The organism is Telluria sp. BA11 (genome assembly GCF_056680305.1).
The window spans coordinates 985,603-1,007,099 of record NZ_CM155275.1 but is presented as its reverse complement, the minus strand read 5'-3'; the positions used below and the strand labels follow the sequence as shown (position 1 = coordinate 1,007,099).

The following is a 21,497-nucleotide window of genomic DNA, read 5'->3' as shown; positions in this document are numbered from 1 at the left end:
GTTATTTACCCAGCATCGAGACGACGTTGTCGGCCCCCGGCGCGCCGAACGCCTGCTGCTTGAGCACATGCAATTGGTCGCGCACCTGCGCGGCTTTCTCGAACTCCAGGTTCTTGGCGTGGTCGACCATGAGCTTTTCGAGGCGCTTGATCTCCTTGCTGATCTGCTTCTCGCTCATCGACTCGATCTTCGCCGTTTCCTTGGCGTCTTGCTGCACCTCGCGCTCCGTATTCGGGTTGTACACGCCGTCGATCATTTCCTTGATCTTCTTGTGCACGCCTTTCGGGATGATGTTGTTCTCGAGGTTGAACGCGATCTGCTTGGCACGCCGGCGTTCGGTCTCGTCGATGGCGCGCCGCATTGAATCGGTGACGCGGTCCGCGTACAGGATCGCCACGCCGTTCAGGTTACGCGCCGCGCGGCCAATCGTCTGGATCAGCGAACGTTCGGAGCGCAGGAAACCTTCCTTGTCGGCGTCGAGCACTGCGACCAGCGACACTTCCGGCAAATCGAGACCCTCGCGCAGCAGGTTGATGCCGACCAGCACGTCAAAGGTGCCCAGGCGCAGGTCGCGCAGGATTTCCACGCGCTCGACCGTGTCGATATCGCTGTGCAGGTAGCGCACCTTGATGCCGTGGTCGCCCAGGTATTCGGTGAGCTGCTCGGACATGCGCTTGGTCAGCGTCGTCACCAGCACGCGCTCGTCCTTGGCAATGCGGTCGTTGATCTCGCCCATCAGATCGTCCACCTGCGACAGGGCAGGGCGCACGATGATCATCGGATCGACCAGGCCCGTAGGGCGCACCACCTGCTCGACGACGTTGTCGGCGCGGCCCTGTTCGTACTCGGCCGGCGTGGCCGAGACGAAAATCGTCTGGCGCATCTTGCCTTCGAACTCGACGAATTTCAGCGGCCGGTTATCCAGCGCCGATGGCAGGCGGAAGCCGTACTCGACCAGGTTTTCCTTGCGCGAACGGTCGCCGTTGTACATCGCATTGAGCTGGCCGATCATCACGTGCGACTCGTCCATGAACATCAGCGCGTCTTTCGGCAGGTAGTCGATCAGCGTCGGCGGCGGCTCGCCCGGCATCGCGCCGGACAGGTGGCGCGAATAGTTCTCGATGCCCTTGGTAAAACCGATCTCGGCCATCATCTCGAGGTCGAAGCGGGTACGCTGCTCGAGGCGCTGCTCTTCGATCAGCTTGTTCTGCTGGCGGAATTCTTCGAGACGATCGCGCAGCTCGGCCTTGATCGACTCGACCGCACGCAGCACGGTCGAGCGCGGCGTGACATAGTGCGAACCCGGATACACGGTAAAGCGCGGGATCTTCTGGCGCACGCGGCCCGTCAGTGGATCGAACAATTGCAGCGATTCGATCTCGTCGTCGAACATCTCGACGCGGATTGCCAGCTCGGCGTGCTCGGCCGGGAAGATGTCGATCGTGTCACCGCGCACGCGGAACGAGCCGCGTGAGAAATCCATTTCGTTGCGCGTGTACTGCATCTGGATCAGGCGCGCAATGATGTCGCGCTGGGCCACTTTGTCCTTGTGGCGCAGCGTCAGAATCATCTTGTGGTATTCGTTGGGATTACCGATACCGTAGATCGCCGAGACGGTGGCCACGATAACCACGTCGCGCCGCTCCATCAGTGACTTGGTGCACGACAGGCGCATCTGCTCGATGTGCTCGTTGATCGACGAGTCCTTTTCGATGAACAGGTCGCGCTGCGGCACGTAGGCTTCGGGCTGGTAGTAATCGTAGTACGAGACGAAATACTCGACCGCATTTTGCGGGAAGAATTCGCGGAACTCCGAATACAACTGCGCCGCCAGCGTTTTATTCGGCGCAAAAATGATCGCGGGCCGGCCGGCCTGCGCGATCACATTGGCCATCGTGTAGGTCTTGCCGGAGCCCGTGACGCCCAGCAGCGTCTGGTACATCAGGCCGTCGTCGATGCCTTCCATCAGGCCCTTGATCGCGGTGGGCTGGTCGCCCGCCGGCTCGAACGGCTGGTGCAGTTTGAACGGCGAATCCGGGAACGTGATGACGGTCGGTTCGGGAGAAGTTGCGATGGATAATTCAGCCATGCTTACAGACCTTTGTTAGAATGAGAATCCGCTCGCGGCCCTGCAGGTTCAGGGGCCGCTGTCTATACAATTGCAAACCCCGCCGCTGTCAATCCAGCCAACAAAACCGAGTTTATCAGATGACTTCCACTGCCTCCGCCAGCCTGTTCAGTGCCATTGAAATGGCCCCACGCGACCCGATCCTGGGCATCACCGAAGCCTTCAACGCCGACACGAACACCGCGAAAATCAATCTCGGCGTGGGTGTCTATTATGACGACAAGGGCAAAGTGCCGCTGCTCGAGTGCGTGCAGAAAGCGGAAGCGAAACTGATGGAGCAGCCAACGCCGCGAACCTACCTGCCGATCGAAGGCCTGGCTGCGTATGACAAAGCGGTGCAAGAGCTGGTATTTGGTGCCGACAGCCCGGTAATTCAAGAGAAACGCGCGCTGACCGTGCAAGCCATCGGCGGCACCGGCGCACTCAAGATCGGCGCCGACTTCCTCAAGCGCTTCCTGCCAGCGTCCGACGTGTATATCAGCGATCCGAGCTGGGAAAACCACCGCGCGCTGTTCGAAAGCGCCGGTTTCACGGTCCACAACTACGCGTATTACGATGCGGCCACCCGCGGCGTGAATTTCGACGGCATGCTTGCTGCGCTGAAGGCCATGCCGGCCGGCGCCATCGTCGTCCTGCACGCATGCTGCCACAACCCGACCGGCGCCGACCTGAGCCAGGACCAGTGGGATCAGGTGATTGCCGCCGTCCAGGCCGGCAACCTCGTGCCATTCCTCGACATGGCGTACCAGGGCTTCGCCAACGGTATCGATGAAGACGGCGCCGTCGTGCGTCGCTTCGCTGCGACCGGGATGGCAATGCTGGTGTCGAACTCGTTCTCCAAATCGTTCTCGCTGTACGGCGAGCGCGTGGGCGCGCTGTCGATCGTGGCCACCACGAGCGAAGAAGCCACGCGCGTGCTGTCGCAGCTCAAGCGCGTCGTGCGCACCAACTACTCGAACCCGCCAACCCATGGCGGCAAGGTCGTCGCCACCGTGCTGGCAACGCCCGAGCTGCGCAAGCTGTGGGAAGAAGAACTGGCCGGCATGCGCGTGCGCATCCGCGAGATGCGCGGCGCGATGGTCGAAAAGCTCAAGGCCAAGGCCCCGGACCACGACTTCGAATTCGTGCGCCAGCAGGTCGGCATGTTCTCGTACTCGGGCCTGACCAAGGAGCAAGTGGGCAAGCTGCGCGACGAATCGATCTACGCCGTGGACACGGGCCGCATCTGCGTGGCTGCGCTCAATTCGACGAACATCGATCGCGTCGTTGACGCCATCGCCAAAGTTCTCTAAAATCCTGGCTCTCTTGATCGCTGCAAGCGCGCAAGAGAGCAGCAGTAGATGGAAAGCGAAACGCCTGTTCTGATTTGACAGAAACGTTTCATGAACCATATAATGCCAGCTTCAATTCCCTGATAGCTCAGTTGGTAGAGCGACGGACTGTTAATCCGCAGGTCCCTGGTTCGAGTCCAGGTCGGGGAGCCAGAATACAAGAAGGCCGCATCGAAGGATGCGGCCTTTTTCGTTATGCGGCGTTATGTCGTCTTTTTGGAGAGTTCGCGTGAAGCAACCACTCAAGAGCCACGCCACCCTGATCGAAGGGCAGATGTTTCGCTTTGCGCGCGCCGGGCAGGGCAGTCCCTCGATCGTGCTGATCGGCGGCGCTGGCGGCCCGCTCGATGGCTGGTTCAAGCTGTATCCCGAGATCGAGGCGCTGGGCACCGTGTTCAGCTACGACCGGCCAGGCACGGGCGGCAGTCCGAAGCCGACTGAAGCGCAGTATGGCGAAACAGTTGTCGCGCAGTTGCGGCTGTTGCTGCAGTTTGCCAAGGTGCCGCCGCCCTTCGTGCTGGTGGCGCATTCGTTTGGCGGCCTGCACGCCAACCTGTTCGCGCGCGAGTTCGCCGACGAGGTGGCAGGTGTGCTGTTCATCGAGGCGACGGCGCCACAGGATGTCGACAATCTGAAGCAACACCAGTCGGCGCTGCAGCGCGGCTTCGTCAAGCTGCTCGACCGCGTGTCGCCGCGCGACGCGTTCGACGAGCTCCGCAACGAGCGCGAGACCGTCAAGGATATTCTCGAGGCACCGGCATTCCCGCCCGTGCCGGTGACGGTGCTGTCGGGCACGAAGCGCCTGCCGCGCTGGCTGGTGCCAGCGGCGCTGGTGCGTGAACGAGAGCGTTCGCAGCTGGCGCTGGTCGCCTTGTCGCCATTGGGCGAGCGGGTCGTGGCCGAGCGCAGCGCGCATTTTCCGCAATTGTCCGAGCCGGAACTGGTGATCGATACGCTCAAACGCTTGCTGGCGCGGATCCCTCGCTAGATTTTCTTTTCGAAAAATTTGCGAAATCGACACCAGCAGGTATAATGCGGCCTCAATTCCCTGATAGCTCAGTTGGTAGAGCGACGGACTGTTAATCCGCAGGTCCCTGGTTCGAGTCCAGGTCGGGGAGCCAGAATATGAAGGGCCGCATGCAAATGCGGCCCTTTTTGTATTGGGGCCTGTAGATGCTTACTTGCCCGACACCGGCTTGACCTTCGCCGCCGCCTCAAGCGCACGTTCACGTGCCGTGTCGATATCGTCCGCCGTGGCCAGTGCCACGCCCATGCGCCGCCGCGCAAACGACTCCGGCTTGCCAAACAGGCGCACATCGGCGCCCGGTACCTGCAGCGCCTCGGCCACGCCCTCGAACGCAATCCCGGCTTCATCGAGCTGACCGTAGATCACGGCCGATGCACCCGGCGCGCGCAGGGCCACATTCACCGGCAGCCCGAGGATCGCCTTCGCATGCAGCTCGAACTCGCTCTGCACCTGGCTGGCCATCGTCACCATGCCCGTATCGTGCGGGCGCGGGCTCACTTCCGAGAACCACACCATGTCGCCCTTGACGAACAGTTCAACGCCGAACACACCCAGCCCGCCCAGATTGCCGGTGACCTTGGCAGCGATGTCGCGCGAGCGCTCCAGTGCCAGCGGCTGCATCGGATGTGGCTGCCACGATTCGACGTAGTCGCCCTGGACCTGCTTGTGCCCGATCGGATCGCAGAAGCTCGTTACGACCTGGCCATCTGCGCCCAGCGAGCGCACCGTCAGCAACGTGATTTCGTAATCGAAGTCGATGAAGCCTTCAGCAATCACGCGCCCGGCATCGACACGCCCGCCGCTGGCAGCGTATGCCCAGGCCGCGGCCACATCATCCGCGCTATCGAGCTTCGACTGGCCCTTGCCCGACGACGACATCACCGGCTTGACCACGCACGGGAAGCCCACGGCAGCACAGGCAGCCTGCAGTTCGTCCAGGCTGCTGGCGAACTGGTAGGGCGACGTGGCCAGGCCCAGTTCTTCGGCGGCCAGGCGGCGGATGCCTTCGCGGTTCATTGTCAGTTGCGCCGCGCGTGCGGTCGGGATGCAGGTGATGACGCCGGCCGCTTCCAGTTCGGCCAGCTTGTCGGTGGCGATCGCTTCGATTTCCGGGACCACGAGGTGAGGTCGTTCCTGCGCGATCAGCGCTTCGAGCGCCGCGCCATCGGTCATGTCGATCACGTGCGCGCGGTGCGCGACCTGATGGCCCGGTGCGTTTGGATAACGGTCGACGGCGATCACCTCGACGCCCAGGCGTTGCAGCGAGATGATCACTTCCTTGCCCAGTTCGCCCGAGCCGAGCAGCATGACGCGGGTTGCGGAAGGGGAGAGTGGGGTGCCGAGGGTGCGTGAAATGGTCATGGTCGTTCGGGGATCAAAGAGGGTGGTGGGAAGCTGCGACTATAGCAAAAGCGCCCTTTGGCAGCGGCCAGCCAGCCGATTCACACACTGCTCTGGTCAAACCGCAAATGCCCGGCTATAATATTGCCTCAATTCCCTGATAGCTCAGTTGGTAGAGCGACGGACTGTTAATCCGCAGGTCCCTGGTTCGAGTCCAGGTCGGGGAGCCAGAACAAGAGAAGGGCCGCATGCAAATGCGGCCCTTTTTGCATTTCCGGCGCCGGTTACTCCGTCAGCGTCCCTTTTTCTTGTTCGCGGTGTACGTGCGCGTATAAAACCCCGCCGGCTTCTTCGCTACCCACGCGATGAACGCCGCGATATCCGCATGCCCGCGTAACGATTCCCATGTGTGATAGGTCTGCAGCAGTTCGCGCTCGGTGAACGCCGAGTGGATCTTGCGGTGGCAAATCTTGTGGATCGGGTACTGGTCGCGCCCCTTGAACGTCTTCGGGATCAGGTGATGGCGGTCGACGTGCTCCGTTCCCAGCGGCCGTCCGCACAACGGGCAGGGGTCATCGGGCGTGGTCGTGGCATGGTGATGTGGCATGCGCGCCATATGCAGGGCGATTTTTTACCGCACAAGTCTTGACCCGTGTTTGCTGGAATGATACCAAGCGGGACGAACCCTTGTTAAATGGTATTAGTGTAGAATTAACCCCGAATTCTCGCGCAGCACGTTACCCCTCCAGCCCTGAAAGCGACGCAGTTTGCAATGATCGAAGACAACTCCACCGTTTGTTCCGTGCTGTTGATCGACGATGAGTCGTTTGCCCAGGACATCATCGCCCATGGCCTCAAGAGCTGTGTCGGTCACCAGCTCCGTTACGAGTCCAGCCCGGCGCGCGCCGTCGAGGTTGCGCGCGATGTCGCTGCGACGGTGGTGATCGTGGATTTGCGCATGCCTGGCGGTCTGGATGGCTTTGATGTGATTACCATGCTGCGCGCGCATCCGGACACCCATGACGTGCCGGTCATCCTGCTCTCTTCCGAAGACGACCCCGATACCAAGGCCAAGGCGTTTGCCATCGGCGCCAACGACTACATGGTCAAGTGGCCCGATCCGCGTGAGCTCGTGGCGCGTGTCCGGTATCACAGCGGCGCCTGCGTTGCGCGGCGCGAGCGCGACGAAGCCTTTGCATCGCTGCGCCTGAGCCAGGAGCAACTGGCGGCGAGCCAGCTGGCGCTGCATCAGGCGCAAAAGATGGAAGCGATCGGCCAGCTCACCGGTGGCGTGGCCCACGATTTCAACAACGTCCTGCAAATCATCGGCGGCAATCTGCAATTGCTGAAGATGGTCGGCAACCTGAGCGACGCCGCGCGTACGCGCGTCGAGATGGCGCTGTCGGGTGTCGAGCGCGGCGCCAAGCTGGCCGCGCATTTGCTGGCCTTCGCGCGGCGCCAGCCGTTGCAATCAGTCGTCATCGATCCGACTCATCTGGTGCGTGAGCTCGACGACATGGCGCGCCGCGTGCTTGGCGCCGGCACCCGGGTCGAGACCGAAGTCGCGCCCGAGCTGGGCAGCACCATGGTCGATCCCAATCAGCTCAACAACGTATTGCTGAACCTGGTCATCAATGCGCGCGACGCGATGCCCGATGGCGGCACGCTGACCATCCGCGCCATCAACGCGGCGGCCGACGACGATTTGCCGCCCGACGTTCCGCACAACGATTACGTGATGCTCGAGATCGCTGACACGGGCAAGGGCATGCCGCCCGACGTGCTGCGCCGGGCGTTCGAACCGTTCTTCACCACCAAGCCGACGGGCCAGGGCACGGGCCTGGGGCTGTCGATGGCGTATGGTTTCGTCAAGCAGTCGGGCGGCGAAATCGTGCTGCGCAGCGAGCCGGGCAAGGGCAGCAGCGTGCGCATCTATCTGCCACGCAGCACCGCGATCCCGGCCGAGCAAGCTGAGGCAGCCGTGCACCCGTCGCTGACGGGCGGCCTGGAAACCATTCTCGTGGTTGAAGACGAAGACGACGTGCGCTCGTCGACCTGCGGCATCCTGTCGGCGCTGGGCTACGACGTCTTGGAAGCGCGCGATGCGGCCAGCGCGGCGGCGCTGGTGGAAGAAGGCCGGCATATCGACCTGGTGTTTACCGACGTGATCATGCCGGGGCCGCTGTCGAGCCTGCAACTGGGCGAGATCGTGCGGCGCCACCTGCCGGAGTGCGAAGTGCTGTATACCTCAGGGTATGCCGAGGGCGTGCTGACCCACGAAGGCAAGCTGGACGCTTCGGTCCACCTGCTGCAAAAACCCTATCATCCGGACGCGCTCAGTGCGCGCATCCGTCATTTGCTGCGTCGTTCGCGGCGTGCCTCAGGCAAGCCGCAAACGGCCAGTCACTTCGGCTTGATGTAACGGTGCGAGCCTGGCGGCGGCTCGTTGAGCACCGCCCAGAAGATCCCCAGGTCGGCAATCGCGCGCACGAATTCATTGAAATCGACCGGCTTGACCACATACGCATTCACACCCAGCTCATAGCTGCGGATCACGTCCTGTTCTTCCTTGGACGACGTCAGCATCACCACCGGCACTGACCGCAGTTCGGCGGTGGTGCGGATTTCCTTGAGCACTTCGAGTCCATCGACCTTCGGCAATTTCAGGTCGAGCAGGATCACGGCCGGATTGCCGAGCTGGCGGCCGTCGAATTCGCCGCGCCGGTGCAGATAGTCGAGCGCCTCGGCGCCGTCGCGCGCGACCACGACTTCGTTGGCCAACTGGCTCTTCGACAGGGCGATGAGGGTGAGCTCCAGGTCGTGGGGATTGTCTTCTACCAGGAGGATGGGCTTAAGCATGGGTGCCTTGTTCTGTGATGGCTTGTTTGGGGAGGGTGAAGGAGAACGTTGCACCTTCGCCCAGGATCGAGTCGGCCCAGACGCGGCCGTTGTGGCGTTCGATGATGCGGCGCACATTGGCCAGGCCGATGCCGGTGCCCTGGAAATCTTCCATGCGGTGCAGGCGCTGGAATACGCCGAACAGTTTGTGCACGTAGTCGCGGTTGAAGCCGGCGCCGTTGTCGGCCACGTGGAACGCGATATCGTCGCCGGCATCCTCGGCCCAGATCCGGATCACGGCCGGGTCACGCCCGTTGGTGAATTTGACAGCGTTGGACAGCAGGTTGAACATCGCCAGGTGCAGGAAGCTCGGGTCGCCCTGCACGACGGGCAGGCGGTCGATGTGCCAGTCGACGCGGCGCTGGCCGATCTCGAGGCCCAGCTTGTCGATGCAGCCGGACACCAGGTCGGTCATGTCGATGCTTGTCGGGCGCAGCGCGGCGCGGCCCATCTGCGAGAACGACAGCAGATCGTCGACCAGCTTGCCCGCCAGGCGCGCCGATTCCTTGATGTTCTTCAAAAAGCGCTGGCGCAGCGCCACGTCTTCGCTGCCGGCCGATTCGAGCAGCAGGTCGGAAAAGCCGGCGATGTGGCGCAGCGGGGCGCGCAGGTCGTGCGAGACCGAATACGAAAACGCTTCGAGTTCCTTGTTGGCGCGGCCCAGCTCTTCGGCCAGTTCGGCCATCTGTTCGGCGCGCTCGAGCGCGATGCCCAGCAGCGCCGTGCGGAACTCGGTGGTCATCTCGATTTCGGCGGCGTGCCACGGCAGGCTGTGGCCATGGATGGTTTCGCGCCAGGTGGCGAAGCTCTGACGCGGCGATAACCGGGTCGGCGCACCAGGGGCAGCTTCCTTTTCGTATGGATTGCCGGCCCATTCCACGGTCTGGATCATTTCGGGGCGGAACCACAGCAGATAGTGCTGGTGGATGCGCGAGATCGGCAGCGCCAGCAGGCCGCTGGCATTGTGGAGAAAGGCGCTGGCCGGCGGGTACACGGCGGCGAGCTCGTCGGTGTGGAATACCTCGGTGTGGCCATGCACGGCAAGCCAGGTCGACAGGTCGCGGATGGCGGCGTCGTCCGGCGTATCGCCGTAAGTGATGATACGTTCGTCTGCCACGATGGCCACGCCGCCGGCGCGGGCAAAGCGCAGCAGCTCGCCGGACACGCCGCGCAGATTGTCGATGAAGTCGGCGCTTTTGGTCAGGCGGCCAAGGATTTCGACCATGATGCGGCGCACGTCCAGGCGGAACTGCAGCTCCGCGCTGTCTTCGCGGCTCTCGACGCACAACGCGAGGATCTGACCGAGCTGTTCACAGGCCGTGCGTTTTTCGACCGATACCGCGCACGGGACGGCGTTGTGGCACCCGATCAGGCCCCATAGCTTGCCCTTGACGATCAGTGAGACCGACATCGAGGCCTGCGTGCCCATATTGCGCATGTATTGCAGATGCACGGGCGAGACGCTGCGCAGCGCCGCGTACGTCAGGTCGTTACGGGTGCCCGTGGCGGGATTGACCTCAGGTACCAGTGGTGAGGCATCGTAGTCGGCATTCTGGATGACGCGGATCGGCGAGCTCAGGTACAGCTCGCGCGCCTGGGATGGAATGTCGCTGGCCGGAAAAGACTGATTCAGATACGAGTCGTAGTCGGGCGCTTTGGCTTCGGCCACCACGCGGCCGTGGCCATCGGGGTCGAACCGGTACACCATCACGCGGCCGTAGCCGGTGACGGAACGTATATGGTGGGCAGCCAGCTCGGTCAGCGCAGGGATCGAAGCGTGTTCGCCGACCTTGGCGAGAAAGTCGGTAATGAGCGGATACAGATGCCGAAAATCGGCGGGCTCGGCGCGATCGACAGCTTCGAACTCGGCGATCACCAGGCCGTCCCAGACGTGGCCCATTACATCGAAATGGCGGTCGTTGCCAAGCGTGACGGTGCCCAGATACATAGGGCGCTGGCCAAGCTTGTCGGTGGCCAGTTCGCGCGCCATGCGCTCGCCACAGGCCTTGCCGATGACGGCTGCCAATGGCAGGCCGATCGCCGCTTCCGCCGCAAGACCGGCCAGCGGCAGCAGGTTGGCGCTGGCCTGCAACACGTCGAGTGCAGGCGACAGCGTCAGCATGAAGCCGTGGGGCTGGATACCGCCAGGCGTGCGGATGGGCTCGCTGGCGCAGCTGGAAATGTCGAGTTGGTCGGGAGATGCCTGGGTCATGGGCCGTCGGGGTAACGCACAGGTGGGCAGGGCCATATTGTATCGTGAAAGTTTGTTCTTACGTCACGATGTGTCGATTTGTCCCCCCTTCGACGCGCTCTTGAAATGAGAATCGTTCTCATCTAAGATGGGTTCTGGTTCTGGTTCAGGAACAGGAGGCGCAGATGACCGCATACCGGGAAGCCGACGGCCTGGCTGGCGAACACGTGATGTTGCTGCGGGCGCATGCGCAGGCGCAGGAACGCTGCAGTGCGCTGCTGCAGTCCCAGGCCGCGCGCATCGCCACCATGGAGGCGCAGTTGATCCGCGCGCGGGGCGCGACGATTCGTGCTGCAACGGCGCTGGCGTGGGAACGCGAAGACCGCGCCGCCCTCGACGCGGCGCTGCCGGGCCTCGGCCGGCGCGTTGCGTTGGGCCGGCAAGTGGCCGCGTTGCAGGCGCGCGTGCATGACTTGACGCGCACGCTGCAGCGCCGTGAGCTGGCCGGGCAGACGGGCAGAGCTGGTCACTCGGCGCACACGCCGGCCGGCTTGGCGGCTGACCTGGAAGCAAGCCTGCAAGCTGCCGATCTGGTGATCTGCCAGACCGGTTGCATGAGCCACGGCGACTACTGGCGCGTACAGGACCATTGCAAGCGCACCGGTAAGCTGTGCATGCTGGTGGACCAGCCCGACGGCTTGCAGATCGTGCGCATCCACCGGCCCCACGAGGTGTTGTCATCCTGAGCTATAGCGCAAAGAGGATGTCGCTGATCCGGTCGTACAGCGGATCAGCCGATGGCCCTTGATTGGGCCAGTTCAGGATATCGAAATGGTCGTATCCCGGGTAGTTGCCGAGAAAGTTCCATGTTCCGCGCAGCGCCGTTCCGTTGTAGTCGCGCACCGGATGTCCGCCGGGGGCGCGCATGCTGACCGTGTTGACGACGCCATCGCTCGGGAACCAGTCGCTGTCGATGCGCACCCGGTTTGGCACATTGACGGTGTAGCTGCCCATGCCGCGCTGGGCGGCTGACGGCACGATCCACTCGCCGGCGAACGATTTAAAGTAGGGCATCATGTCGGCGCGCGCGTACTGGAACGCCGTTGTCTGGATTGGTGCGATCGCACGGTCGGTGCCGTTGCAGCACCAGCTGCCGCTGGCGGTGGCCAGCGTGCCCACTGAAAAATAGTAGACGTTGGGCGACGTCAGCGCCCACCGGTTGAATTCGCGGGCGCCGTCAGGCGCGAGTTCCCAGCTGGCAGCCCGGTTGCGCAGGATGTCGCGCAGCACGCTGGGCACATTGGGCAGGATATTCAAGACCGCGTCGCTGAGCGTGGTCCCATTGTGCGGCGCCGAGATCGTCGTGACGCTGCGGATCCAGCCTGTCTTGCCGCCCCTGAACAGCGCGCCGTCCCCTTCGTCCGTCATTGCGCCGTGTTCCAGCAGCTGGATCAGGGCGCGGATCGTCGTGCCACCCTGGCTGTGGCCGATCATGTGGATCGGATGGTCACGACCCCATTGCGGATACAGCGCCGACGGATAAGCGCGCGGATTGTCGCGGGGATCGGCGGCCCAGCATTTGCCGGGCGGCTTTTGCACCTGACCGGGCACGCCCTGTGCTGCGACGTGCGCCTTGCCGTAGTCGACGCAGCCGCCCTTGATCTGCGCATACAGCTCTGCGGCGCGGTCCCAGTTCGACGCGATCGGGCTGACGGCGGCGGCAACCACCGTGTGCGGGCCACGATAGACCTGCATGTGCGCGGCGATGTCGCCATAGCCGCCCCAGTAGTTGAAGCCGCTCTTCTGGAACTCGTCGGGGCCGAAGCCCAGAAAGCCGTGTACCAGCACGACAGGATCGTTGTTCGCGGCTGTGGCGGCGGGGGCGGCCAGCAGCCCGATGGCGAAAACGAGAAACGCGGCAGCGCAAGCGTGGACGAGACGAACCATTGGTCAGCTCCGGACAATGCAACAGCCGCATTGTCGGGCGTATCACCAGGCGGCAGTTTGCGCTGGATCGACCGGACGCACCGTAAAGCGAACTCATGCAGGAAGAACTGCGCAGGCCGCTTGACAAGCCTGCGCGATCAGCGCGCGGTCGTACTGCCCACTGACGTTGTCGGATCGGATTCGGCCATCGGGTTCGGCGCCGGCATCAGCGCCGCCGTGGCTGCCGCTTTCTCGGTCCGGTCGATGCGCTCGTCATGCCAGACCACATAGTCGTCGACCGAGTAAAGCCGGCACGGCTCCTTGCTCTTGGCCGAGCACGTGACCAGTGCGCGTCCGTCCGGATCTTCGCCTTCCTCCGCCCAGGTCCAGCCGCCGCTGGCCGACACGGCAAACGCGCGCGGCGTCATCTTGGTCAGGTAATCGCGGTAGGCGCGGCGGCCGGTCTCGGACAGGAACGGTACGGCGGCGATATCGTCGACCTGCGCGTAATCGGTGCGCGCCGGGCTGGGCGGGGCAGGGACGTCGACCACGACGGCGGTCGGCATCCCGATCTCGCGCAGGAACTGTTCAGTATCTTGCAGCCAGACTTTTTCGCCGTCGCGGCTGGCCAGCATGCCGTGGGCGTCGCGCTTGAAGGCGGGGAATTCGACCAGCCGGCCACGACCGCCAGCCGCCGCATAGGCGGCGTGCATGCGGCTGGCCAGTTCCGGGCCGAACAGCGAATCGTTCTGGCCGTACAGCCACAGGCTCGGGACTTTTGCCTTGGCGCCGTAGTCGGCAAACGCCGACACCAGTTGCGAGCGCCAGGCGCAGCGGTTGCTGTCGTCGCGCAAGCCGCCCGCAAAATTGATCAGGCCGCGCACGCCCGGCAGCGCCTCGGTGCCCAGTGCGATGGCCGCCAGCCCACCGTACGACTGGCCGGCCACGATCATGCGACCGCCGTCGACCCACGGTTGCTGGCGTGCATAGGCGAGGGTGGCGCGGATGTCTTCGGCCTGGGTATAGCCGTTGGCCTTCATGTCGCAGCCGCGATCGCGGTAGCGCCCGCCCGACTTGGAAAAGCCCTGGCGCATCGGCACCATCACCGCGTAGCCACGCTTCACGAATACGGACGCCATATGATAGAAGCGGTCGCGCGGCTGCAGGCTCGGGCGGCCCGGGTCCTTGCCGTGGTTGATGACGATCAGCGGAAAGGGACCGGCGCCATCGGGCTGGAAGACCGTGGTTTCGAGCAGTACGTCGTGCGGCCCGGCCGGCACCTGGATGACGCGCTCGTTCATCCGGTAGTCAAGCGTGCTGGTGATCGGATTGGATGCTGCCAGGTCCTGTGACTGGGCGAATGCGGGCAGCATGGCCAGCGCGGCAAGCGAAGCGGAGATCAGGGTGCGAATGGCGTGGATGTTCGACATGGCTGACTCTGGAAATGCTGCCATACGAAACTATTTCCGCACGGCACAACTTGAGTCTAGAGCCAATAAATCCGTAGAGCAATATCTGGTTGCCCAACTTTTGCATTAAATGGTTTGGGTGTGGCGAAAGCGCCATCCGACGTGAAGTCGAGCAAAGGCGTAAGATAGCGAGCCTGACAATTATGGTGAAATAGCAGGATGAGCAAGTACGCGCCACGCGAATGGGCACCCGACGAAAAGCCGATGCTGCCCGGCTCTCCGTCCACGCCGGCGCACACGACAAAGCTGCGATTGGCCTATCTGGCGGTCGGCATCCTCGTCACGATCACGGGCGGCCTGGGCAATGCACTGGTTGCCGTCAACCTGATCAACCTGCAGGGCGTGCTGGGCGCCTACCAGACCGAAACGGCCTGGCTGCCAGCCGCGTACGTGATGGCCAACGCGTCGATGAACCTGCTGCTGGTGAAATTCCGGCAACAGTTCGGCCTGCGCCTGTTCACCGAGTGCTTCCTGGTGCTGTACGCACTGGTCACGCTGGCCCACCTGTTCGTCAATGACCTCGGCTCGGCCATCGCTGTGCGCGCCGCCCACGGCATGCTGGCCGCCGCCGTCAGTCCGCTCGGCCTGTATTACACGCTGCAGGGGTTCAAGAAGGAGTGGCGTCTGAAAGGCATCGCGGTCGCGCTCGGCACGGCCCAGCTGGCGCTGCCGCTGGCTTATATTTTCTCGGGCGACCTGCTGCGCATTGCCGAGTGGCGCGGCCTGTACATGTTCGAGCTGGGTCTGGCGCTGGTGTCGCTGGGCGCCGTGCTGCTGCTCAAGTTGCCGCCGGGCGACCGGATCAAGGCGTTCCGGCCTACCGACTTCGTCACGTTCGCGCTGTTTGCGCCGGGCATGGCGCTGCTGTGCATGGTGCTCACGTTCGGGCGCATCTTCTGGTGGACCGAGCAGGCGTGGATCGGCGTGGCGTTGGCGGTGTCGATCTTCCTGCTCGCGGCCGCGATGTGCGTCGAGCACAACCGGGCCAATCCACTGCTCAACTTGCGCTGGCTGACCAACCGCAGCATCCTGCGCGTGGCGCTGTCGCTGCTGCTGGTGCGCATCGTGCTGTCCGAGCAGAGCGTGGGTGCGGTGGGTTTCCTGCGCGCTGTGGGACTGGACAACAACCAGATGCAGTCGCTGTTCCTGTGCGTGCTGGCGGCCACTGTCGCCGGCATTGTGGTGTCGGCCCTCACGGTCAACGTGAAGCACCTGATGGCGCCACAGGTCATTGCGCTGCTGCTGATGGCGCTGGGCGCCTGGATGGACGCGCACGCCACCAACCAGACCCGTGTCGAGCAGATGTACCTGAGCCAGAGCCTGCTCGCGTTTGGCGGCACGCTGTTCATCGGGCCGTCGCTGATTTCAATGATCGTCACCGTGATCGGCAATCCCGGCGCCCTGATCAGTTTCTCGGTGCTGTTCGGCCTGACCCAGAATCTGGGCGGCCTGATCGGCTCGGCGCTGGTCGGCACGTTCCAGATCATGCGCGAGAAATTCCACTCGTCGACGATTGTCGAGGGCTTGAGTTCGCTCGATCCGCTCGTGGCCGGGCGCATCCAGTCCGGCGCGGCGGCGGCCGGGCAATTGCTGGCCGACCCGGCCGCGCGCACGCGCCAGAGCCTGGCGTCGCTGGCCGCCAGCGCCACGCGCGAGGCGAACATCCTGGCCTATAACGACGTGTTCTTGATGATCGCCCTGATCGCCGCCACGAGCGCGACCTGGATCTTCCTGCACGCCGTCTGGATGCATTACAACCTTCCGGCTACCGCACCGGCTGCTGCACCCACACCCGCCGCACCTGTCAACAATACTCCCGCACCTATTACCGTCACCGATTGATATGTCAGAACCTGTTCCCACCCCCGCGCGCCCGAAGCGCAAGATCATCCTCAGTGCGCTGGCCTTTGCTGCCATCGCGCTCGCCGGCATCCTGATCGTGCTGTATGCCTGGAATCTGCCGCCGTTTCGCAGCACGCTGCAGGCGACCGAGAACGCGCTGGTGCGCGGCCAGGTGACGATCATCAGTCCGCAACTGAGCGGCTACGTGACCGAGGTCCGCGTGCAGGATTTCCAGACCGTCAAGAAGGGCGAGCTGCTGCTGCGCATCGATGACCGGATCCCGATCCAGCGCCTGGCGCAGGCACGGGCCGAACTGGCCAACCGCAAGGCGGCGCTGGCCAACTTCGCGCAGACGAACGCCAGCGCCCGCGCCACCATCGCCCAGAACCAGGCGCTGCTGGCCTCGAACGAAGCCCAGGCCCGGCGCAGCAGCGCCGACCTGCGCCGCGTGGAAGAGCTGGCGGCCGACGGTTCGCTGTCGGCGCGCGAACTGGACGCTGCGCGCGCCACCCGTGCCCAGTCCGCAGCCAGCCGCGACCAGGCCCGAGCCTCCGTCGAGATCGCCCGCCAGAACCTGGCGTCGGTTGGCGTCAATCGCGCCGCCCTCGAAGCCGCGGTTGCCAGCGCCGAAGCGGCCGTCAAGCTGGCCGAGATCGACCTAGCGAATACCAACATCACCGCGCCGCGCGATGGACAGCTGGGGCAGGTGACCGTGCGTCAGGGCGCCTTCGTCAATGCGGGTGCGCAGCTGACCGCACTGGTGCCGAACCAGATGTGGATCATCGCCAACCTGAAGGAAACGCAGATGGCGGGGGTGGCCGTTGGCCAGCCGGTCAGTTTTAGTGTCGATGCGCTGGGCGGCGCGAAGCTGCGCGGCCACGTCGAGCGCATCGCGCCTGCCACCGGGTCGGAGTTTTCGGTGATCGCGCCGGACAACGCCACCGGTAACTACGTCAAGATTGCCCAGCGGATTCCGGTGCGCATCAGCATCGACCCGAACCAGCCGCTGGCCAACCGCCTGCGGCCCGGGATGTCGGTGGTGACGACGATCGATACGGCCGCTGCCACCACGGCGAACGCGGGGCAGCGGTGAAGCGGCGCTTAATGGTTCTGGCGGCAGCGCCATTGCTGCTGGCCGCCTGCGCGATGGCGCCGCAGCCGGCGCCGCCGTCCTCGGTGACGGTGCCGGTGGCGTGGCGCACGACCTTGTCCGGCGCGAATGCCAGCGTCGAGCGTGACTGGTGGCGCGCGTTCGGCGATCCGGCGCTGGACGCGCTGGTGCGACAGGCGCAGGCGAACAACGGTGACCTCAAGGTTGCCCGCGCGCGGCTGCAGGAATACCAGGCGCGCATTCGCGTGGCCGACAGCGCGCGTCTGCCGGCGCTGAACCTGTCGCTGGCGCCGACCCGGGCGCGCGCCATCGGCCCGCAAGGCACGCCGATCGAATCGACGTCGCTTGTGGGCGCCGTGCAGGCCAGCTACGAGCTGGACCTGTTCGGCCGCGTGGCGAACACCGTCGAAGCGGCGCGGTTCGAGGCGTTGTCGCAAGAGGCGGCGCTGGAAGCAGCGGCACTGGCGGTGGCGGCCAATACGGCGTCGGGTTATCTGAACCTGCTGGGCCTGGACGCCCAGCTGGCGCTGGCCAGGGCCACGCTGGCGTCGCGCGAGCGCTCGTACAACCTGGCGCGGCACCAGTTCGAGGTGGGCTACAGCTCGCGCCTGGAAATGTCGCAGGCCGAGGCCGAATTGCACGCGACGGCCGGCACCGTGCCGCAGCTCGAGCGGCAGGTGGCGCAGCAGGAGCAGGCGCTCAATTTGCTGCTGGGCGAGAGCCCGGGCCCGATCGCACGCGGTACCGATCTGCTGTCGCTGCGTGAGCCGACCCCGGGCGCCGGCTTGCCGTCCGAACTGCTGCGGCGCCGGCCCGACATCGCCCAGGCCGAGCAGGCCATTGCGGCGGCCGACGCCAGCCTGGCCGTTGCGCGCGACGCGCTCTTGCCGTCGATCCGGTTGACGGCGTCGCTTGGGGCAGGGGCGGGTGGCATCACGCAATTGCTGCGTTCGCCGACGGAACTGTGGAGCATCGGCGGCAGCGTGCTTGCGCCGTTGTTCGACGCGGGCCGCCTGCGTGCCCAGGCCGAGATCGCCGGCACGGTGCGCGACCGCGCCATCTACGGTTATGAGACCGTGGTGCGCACGGCGTTTGCCGAGACCGAGAATGCCCTGGCGTCGATCGATGGCTTGCAGCGGCAACTGGTGGAAGCCGAGGCGCGGCGCGCGGCGGCTGGTGAAGTGTTGCGCGTGGCCCATAACCGCTACACGAATGGCTACGCGTCGTATCTGGAAGAGCTCGACGCGCAGCGTACGGCGTTCAGTGCCGATCTCGCCGCGCTGCAACTGCGTACAAGTTTGCTGGCGGCGCACGTCGATCTGTATCGGGCGTTGGGCGGTGGCTGGACGCCGGCACCGTGACGGATGTGGCTGGTTTGAAACGCGCCGTCTGTGAGAGGTGCTTGCGGGCGCAGTCGGCCTGCATTTGCCGCTGGATCACGCCGGTGCGCGCGCAGGCGCATTTGCTGATCCTGCAGCATCCGCTGGAAGTGGGCAACGCCAAGAACAGCGCGCGCTTGCTGCACTTGTGCGTGAATGGCAGTGTGATGGCGACCGGCGAAGCCTTCGATGCCGGGGTGCTCGACAGCCTGCTGCATGCGGATGGGCGCACGCCCGTGCTGCTGTATCCGGCCACGCCGGGCGACGCGGGCTTGCCGATGCCGCCACCAATGCCGGCGCTACCCGCCGACGCGTTGCGGCTGGTGCTGCTCGACGCCACCTGGCGCAAGAGCCGCAAGATGCTGTACCTGAACCCGGCGCTGCAACGGCTGCCGCGGCTGGCACTGACCGACGTAGTGCCGTCGAACTACCGCATCCGCAAAGCGCACGCGCCGCATCAGCTGTCGAGCCTGGAAGCGGCGGCGCAAGCACTGGGACAACTTGAAACCGCGCCCGGGCGCTTTGGCCCGCTGCTCGACGCCTTCGACGGGTTTGTCGCACAACAAGCGGCCTATGTACGCGCTTGCGCTGCCGTATCACTCGCATGCAACGCAAGCAAATCTGATGAACAGGACGTGAACCGTTTAGTGGGTCGTTAAACCGAAACACCCGTGACGGTGAACCGCATTTTGACCTGTTTCCTGTATGATCAAATCATGCAAGAACAATCCTTAACCTCCCCCACGGTGTACTACGACGGCGGCTGCCCCGTATGCACCCGCGAGATCGCCCTCTATCAGCGTCAGGACGGCGCAGACCAGGTGTGCTGGGTCGACGTCGCCCACTGCGCGCCCGAAGCGCTTGGCCCGGGACTGAACCGCGAGGCTGCCATGGCGCGCCTGCACATGCGCCGTCCCGATGGCACCCTGGCCAGTGGTGCAGAGGCATTTACCCTGCTGTGGCGGTCCTTGCCGCGCTGGGCCTGGCTTGGACGCCTGCTGGGGTCGAGGCTGGCATTGGCGTTGCTGGAGCCGGCCTACCGTCTGTTCCTCGTCATGCGGCCGCTGTGGCGCGGCCGCGGCAGCAAGCGATGAGTGGCACGAGCATGCGGGTGGCCGTGATCGGGGCCGGCATTGCCGGGGCCACCTGTGCGCGCGCGCTGGCCGATGCCGGGCATGCGGTGCAGGTGTTCGACAAGTCGCGCGGCGTAGGCGGGCGCATGTCCACCAGGCGTGTAACGCTCGCCGACGCCGCGCTGGGCCTGGATCACGGGACGCCGTGCTTTGCTGCCGTGGGCGCCGACTTCCTGGGTTTCGTGGAAGAGGGACAGCGCGCCGGTCTGCTGGCGCGCTGGACGCCGAGGCTAGCGCATGGCGCAGCCCTGCCTGGCGGCGCGTTCTGGGTTGCCACGCCCGACATGCCGGCCCCGTGCCGCGCCTTGTTGAAGGACCTGCCGTTGCATACCCTGTGCGCGGTCGATGGCGTGCGCCGCAGCGGCGCGACGTGGTCTCTGGAGAGCGCTGGTGTGACCCTGGCCGATGGCTTCGATGCAGTGGCGCTGGCGATCCCGCCGAAACAGGCGGCCGCGCTGCTGGGCATGCATCGCCCGGATTGGGCGGCGCACGCGCAGGCCGTGCCGATGTTGCCCGTCTGGGTCTTGATGGGCACAACCGACGCGCCCGCAACGGGCTGTGACTGGGGCCTGGCGCTGCCCGCATCCGGCCCGTTGGCGCTGGTGGTGCGCAACGATGCCAAGCCGGCGCGCGCAGTGCTGGCGGGGCAGGCCCAGTGGGTGGTGCACGCAGCGCCCGACTGGACCGGCGCGCATCTGGACACGCCGCCCGACCAGGTGCAGGCGATGCTGCAGGCGGCGCTTGCCGATTGTGTCGGCGGCGCTCTGGCCTGGCGTTTCGCGGCCGTGCATCGCTGGCTGTATGCAACGCTGGCAACGGCGCCTGATGACGAGCGGGCCGCTGGTGCCTGGTGGGACGCTGGCATGGGGCTTGGCGTGTGCGGCGATGCCCTTGCCGGCGGCGGTGTGGAAGGCGCCTGGCGCTCCGGCCGTGCATTGGCAGCGCTGGTGACCGCTGCTGCGAGTGGAGACCAAACATGAGCGCGCTTGCAGACGAAATCGCCCGCTTCGACCGACTCGGCGCCACCTAGTGGGACCCGAACGGCCCGATGCGGCCGCTGCATGTCACGAACGCACTGCGCCAGGCTTATCTGCTGGCATGCATGGCCTCGCATTTCGGCCGCGCCGATACGTCGCTGGCGGGTCTGCGCATCCTCGACGTCGGCTGCGGCGGCGGGCTGCTGTCCGAACCGCTGGCGCTGCGTGGCGCGCACGTGGTCGGCATCGATGCCTCGCCTGGCAACCTGGCGGCGGCGCAACGCCACGCCGACGCCAGCGGCGCGGCAGTCGATTATCGCCTGGGCGAACTGGAGACTGTCCTGCGGCCCGATGAATGCTTCGACGTCGTATTGGCGCTCGAGGTGGCCGAGCATGTGGCCGACCCCGACGCCTTCATCGAAGAGGCAGCTCGGCGCGTTGCGCCCGGTGGTTTGCTGCTGGCGTCGACGATCGACCGCACCTGGAAGAGCTATCTGTTGGCGATCGTGGCGGCGGAGTACGTGTTGCGCGTGCTGCCGCGTGGCACACACCAGTGGCATCGCTTCGTCAAACCCGCCGAGATGCTGGCTGCAGCCACCGGGGCCGGGCTGCAGCGGATCGATCTGCGCGGCATGCGTTACCTGCCGGTGTTGCATCGCGCCTCATGGTGCAGCGATACGAGCGTGAACTATCTGGCGACCTTTGCCCGTCCGACCTGACTGGAGCAGCTGGGAAAAGTGGTTT

General features: G+C 65.0%; 17 protein-coding genes, 3 tRNA genes and 1 pseudogene. 14 read left to right on the top strand and 7 right to left on the bottom strand.

Features of this window, described 5'->3' with window-relative positions; all coding sequences use genetic code 11:
• Position 1: 1 nt before the first annotated feature.
• Positions 2-2,089: an excinuclease ABC subunit UvrB gene (gene uvrB, locus AC1MGT_RS04425; protein ID WP_221290607.1), complete on the bottom strand. Its 2,088-nt coding sequence runs from the start codon at positions 2,087-2,089 to the stop codon at positions 2-4.
• A 119-nt stretch (positions 2,090-2,208) separates the two neighbouring features.
• On the opposite strand from uvrB, the gene AC1MGT_RS04420 reads away from it, so the two are divergent.
• The 4 genes from AC1MGT_RS04420 (at position 2,209) to AC1MGT_RS04405 (ending at position 4,580) form a co-directional block, all read left to right on the top strand.
• Complete coding sequence (locus AC1MGT_RS04420; RefSeq protein ID WP_499503162.1) at positions 2,209-3,420, top strand: amino acid aminotransferase; 1,212 nt, start codon at positions 2,209-2,211, stop codon at positions 3,418-3,420.
• 116 nt (positions 3,421-3,536) lie between these two features.
• Positions 3,537-3,612: transfer RNA gene (locus AC1MGT_RS04415), tRNA-Asn, on the top strand.
• 76 nt (positions 3,613-3,688) lie between these two features.
• Entirely contained in the window at positions 3,689-4,447 is a 759-nt protein-coding gene (locus AC1MGT_RS04410) for an alpha/beta fold hydrolase (protein WP_499503161.1), read from the top strand.
• 57 nt (positions 4,448-4,504) lie between these two features.
• Positions 4,505-4,580: transfer RNA gene (locus AC1MGT_RS04405), tRNA-Asn, on the top strand.
• A gap of 56 nt (positions 4,581-4,636) precedes the next feature.
• Here the strand turns inward: AC1MGT_RS04405 and purT are convergent.
• On the bottom strand, positions 4,637-5,848 hold the full coding sequence (purT, locus tag AC1MGT_RS04400) for a formate-dependent phosphoribosylglycinamide formyltransferase (RefSeq protein ID WP_499503160.1): 1,212 nt from the start codon (positions 5,846-5,848) through the stop codon (positions 4,637-4,639).
• A 133-nt stretch (positions 5,849-5,981) separates the two neighbouring features.
• On the opposite strand from purT, the gene AC1MGT_RS04395 reads away from it, so the two are divergent.
• Positions 5,982-6,057, top strand: a tRNA-Asn gene (locus AC1MGT_RS04395).
• A gap of 62 nt (positions 6,058-6,119) precedes the next feature.
• Here the strand turns inward: AC1MGT_RS04395 and AC1MGT_RS04390 are convergent.
• Positions 6,120-6,434, bottom strand: coding sequence for a hypothetical protein (locus AC1MGT_RS04390; RefSeq protein WP_499503159.1), 315 nt, complete (start codon positions 6,432-6,434; stop codon positions 6,120-6,122).
• Positions 6,435-6,599: 165 nt separating this feature from the next.
• Between AC1MGT_RS04390 and AC1MGT_RS04385 the strand changes: the two genes are divergently transcribed.
• Positions 6,600-8,249 carry a response regulator gene (locus tag AC1MGT_RS04385; protein WP_499503158.1) on the top strand — a complete coding sequence of 550 codons (1,650 nt, stop codon included), beginning with the start codon at positions 6,600-6,602 and terminating at the stop codon, positions 8,247-8,249.
• Here the strand turns inward: AC1MGT_RS04385 and AC1MGT_RS04380 are convergent.
• Together AC1MGT_RS04380 and AC1MGT_RS04375 are read right to left on the bottom strand one after the other, a co-directional pair.
• Positions 8,231-8,686, bottom strand: coding sequence for a response regulator (locus tag AC1MGT_RS04380; RefSeq protein ID WP_258835020.1), 456 nt, complete (start codon positions 8,684-8,686; stop codon positions 8,231-8,233). The two genes, AC1MGT_RS04385 and AC1MGT_RS04380, sit on opposite strands and share 19 nt — an antisense overlap.
• Positions 8,679-10,937 (bottom strand): ATP-binding protein, encoded by a 2,259-nt coding sequence (locus AC1MGT_RS04375; protein ID WP_499503157.1) that lies wholly within the window; start codon positions 10,935-10,937, stop codon positions 8,679-8,681. The genes AC1MGT_RS04380 and AC1MGT_RS04375 overlap by 8 nt, the downstream gene beginning before the upstream one ends.
• 164 nt (positions 10,938-11,101) lie before the next feature.
• Here AC1MGT_RS04375 and AC1MGT_RS04370 point away from each other — a divergent pair, with 164 nt between their 5' ends.
• Positions 11,102-11,662: a DUF2325 domain-containing protein gene (locus AC1MGT_RS04370; RefSeq protein WP_499503156.1), complete on the top strand. Its 561-nt coding sequence runs from the start codon at positions 11,102-11,104 to the stop codon at positions 11,660-11,662.
• Position 11,663: 1 nt separating this feature from the next.
• On the opposite strand, the gene AC1MGT_RS04365 is transcribed toward AC1MGT_RS04370, so the two are convergent.
• Together AC1MGT_RS04365 and AC1MGT_RS04360 are read right to left on the bottom strand one after the other, a co-directional pair.
• Positions 11,664-12,863: an esterase/lipase family protein gene (locus tag AC1MGT_RS04365; RefSeq protein WP_499503155.1), complete on the bottom strand. Its 1,200-nt coding sequence runs from the start codon at positions 12,861-12,863 to the stop codon at positions 11,664-11,666.
• 137 nt (positions 12,864-13,000) lie between these two features.
• The gene (locus AC1MGT_RS04360; RefSeq protein ID WP_499503154.1) at positions 13,001-14,272 is read right to left on the bottom strand and encodes a dienelactone hydrolase family protein; all 1,272 of its coding nucleotides are present in this window, start codon (positions 14,270-14,272) and stop codon (positions 13,001-13,003) included.
• A gap of 198 nt (positions 14,273-14,470) precedes the next feature.
• Between AC1MGT_RS04360 and AC1MGT_RS04355 the strand changes: the two genes are divergently transcribed.
• The 7 genes and pseudogenes from AC1MGT_RS04355 to ubiG all read left to right on the top strand — a co-directional run.
• Positions 14,471-16,153: an MFS transporter gene (locus AC1MGT_RS04355; protein WP_499503153.1), complete on the top strand. Its 1,683-nt coding sequence runs from the start codon at positions 14,471-14,473 to the stop codon at positions 16,151-16,153.
• A 1-nt stretch (position 16,154) separates the two neighbouring features.
• Positions 16,155-17,246 (top strand): HlyD family secretion protein, encoded by a 1,092-nt coding sequence (locus AC1MGT_RS04350; RefSeq protein WP_499503152.1) that lies wholly within the window; start codon positions 16,155-16,157, stop codon positions 17,244-17,246.
• An 11-nt stretch (positions 17,247-17,257) separates the two neighbouring features.
• Complete coding sequence (locus AC1MGT_RS04345; protein WP_499503151.1) at positions 17,258-18,625, top strand: efflux transporter outer membrane subunit; 1,368 nt, start codon at positions 17,258-17,260, stop codon at positions 18,623-18,625.
• On the top strand, positions 18,607-19,302 hold the full coding sequence (locus AC1MGT_RS04340) for a tRNA-uridine aminocarboxypropyltransferase (RefSeq protein ID WP_499504251.1): 696 nt from the start codon (positions 18,607-18,609) through the stop codon (positions 19,300-19,302). The genes AC1MGT_RS04345 and AC1MGT_RS04340 overlap by 19 nt, the downstream gene beginning before the upstream one ends.
• Positions 19,303-19,314: 12 nt before the next feature.
• Positions 19,315-19,737: a thiol-disulfide oxidoreductase DCC family protein gene (locus AC1MGT_RS04335; protein ID WP_499503150.1), complete on the top strand. Its 423-nt coding sequence runs from the start codon at positions 19,315-19,317 to the stop codon at positions 19,735-19,737.
• Entirely contained in the window at positions 19,734-20,756 is a 1,023-nt protein-coding gene (locus AC1MGT_RS04330) for an NAD(P)/FAD-dependent oxidoreductase (RefSeq protein ID WP_499503149.1), read from the top strand. Before AC1MGT_RS04335 ends, AC1MGT_RS04330 begins: the two co-directional genes overlap by 4 nt.
• 62 nt (positions 20,757-20,818) lie before the next feature.
• Positions 20,819-21,472: pseudogene (gene ubiG, locus AC1MGT_RS04325) on the top strand (bifunctional 2-polyprenyl-6-hydroxyphenol methylase/3-demethylubiquinol 3-O-methyltransferase UbiG); the annotation flags it as partial.
• Positions 21,473-21,497: the final 25 nt, after the last annotated feature.

Excerpts from the sequence above, each read along its gene's own strand:
- uvrB (WP_221290607.1), bottom strand. The coding sequence starts at position 2,089 with ATGGCTGAATTATCCATCGCAACTTCTCCCGAACCGACCGTCATCACG.
- AC1MGT_RS04420 (WP_499503162.1), top strand. The coding sequence starts at position 2,209 with ATGACTTCCACTGCCTCCGCCAGCCTGTTCAGTGCCATTGAAATGGCC.
- purT (WP_499503160.1), bottom strand. The coding sequence starts at position 5,848 with ATGACCATTTCACGCACCCTCGGCACCCCACTCTCCCCTTCCGCAACC.
- AC1MGT_RS04390 (WP_499503159.1), bottom strand. The coding sequence starts at position 6,434 with ATGCCACATCACCATGCCACGACCACGCCCGATGACCCCTGCCCGTTG.
- AC1MGT_RS04385 (WP_499503158.1), top strand. The coding sequence starts at position 6,600 with ATGATCGAAGACAACTCCACCGTTTGTTCCGTGCTGTTGATCGACGAT.
- AC1MGT_RS04380 (WP_258835020.1), bottom strand. The coding sequence starts at position 8,686 with ATGCTTAAGCCCATCCTCCTGGTAGAAGACAATCCCCACGACCTGGAG.
- AC1MGT_RS04375 (WP_499503157.1), bottom strand. The coding sequence starts at position 10,937 with ATGACCCAGGCATCTCCCGACCAACTCGACATTTCCAGCTGCGCCAGC.
- AC1MGT_RS04370 (WP_499503156.1), top strand. The coding sequence starts at position 11,102 with ATGACCGCATACCGGGAAGCCGACGGCCTGGCTGGCGAACACGTGATG.
- AC1MGT_RS04365 (WP_499503155.1), bottom strand. The coding sequence starts at position 12,863 with ATGGTTCGTCTCGTCCACGCTTGCGCTGCCGCGTTTCTCGTTTTCGCC.
- AC1MGT_RS04360 (WP_499503154.1), bottom strand. The coding sequence starts at position 14,272 with ATGTCGAACATCCACGCCATTCGCACCCTGATCTCCGCTTCGCTTGCC.
- AC1MGT_RS04355 (WP_499503153.1), top strand. The coding sequence starts at position 14,471 with ATGAGCAAGTACGCGCCACGCGAATGGGCACCCGACGAAAAGCCGATG.
- AC1MGT_RS04350 (WP_499503152.1), top strand. The coding sequence starts at position 16,155 with ATGTCAGAACCTGTTCCCACCCCCGCGCGCCCGAAGCGCAAGATCATC.
- AC1MGT_RS04345 (WP_499503151.1), top strand. The coding sequence starts at position 17,258 with ATGGTTCTGGCGGCAGCGCCATTGCTGCTGGCCGCCTGCGCGATGGCG.
- AC1MGT_RS04330 (WP_499503149.1), top strand. The coding sequence starts at position 19,734 with ATGAGTGGCACGAGCATGCGGGTGGCCGTGATCGGGGCCGGCATTGCC.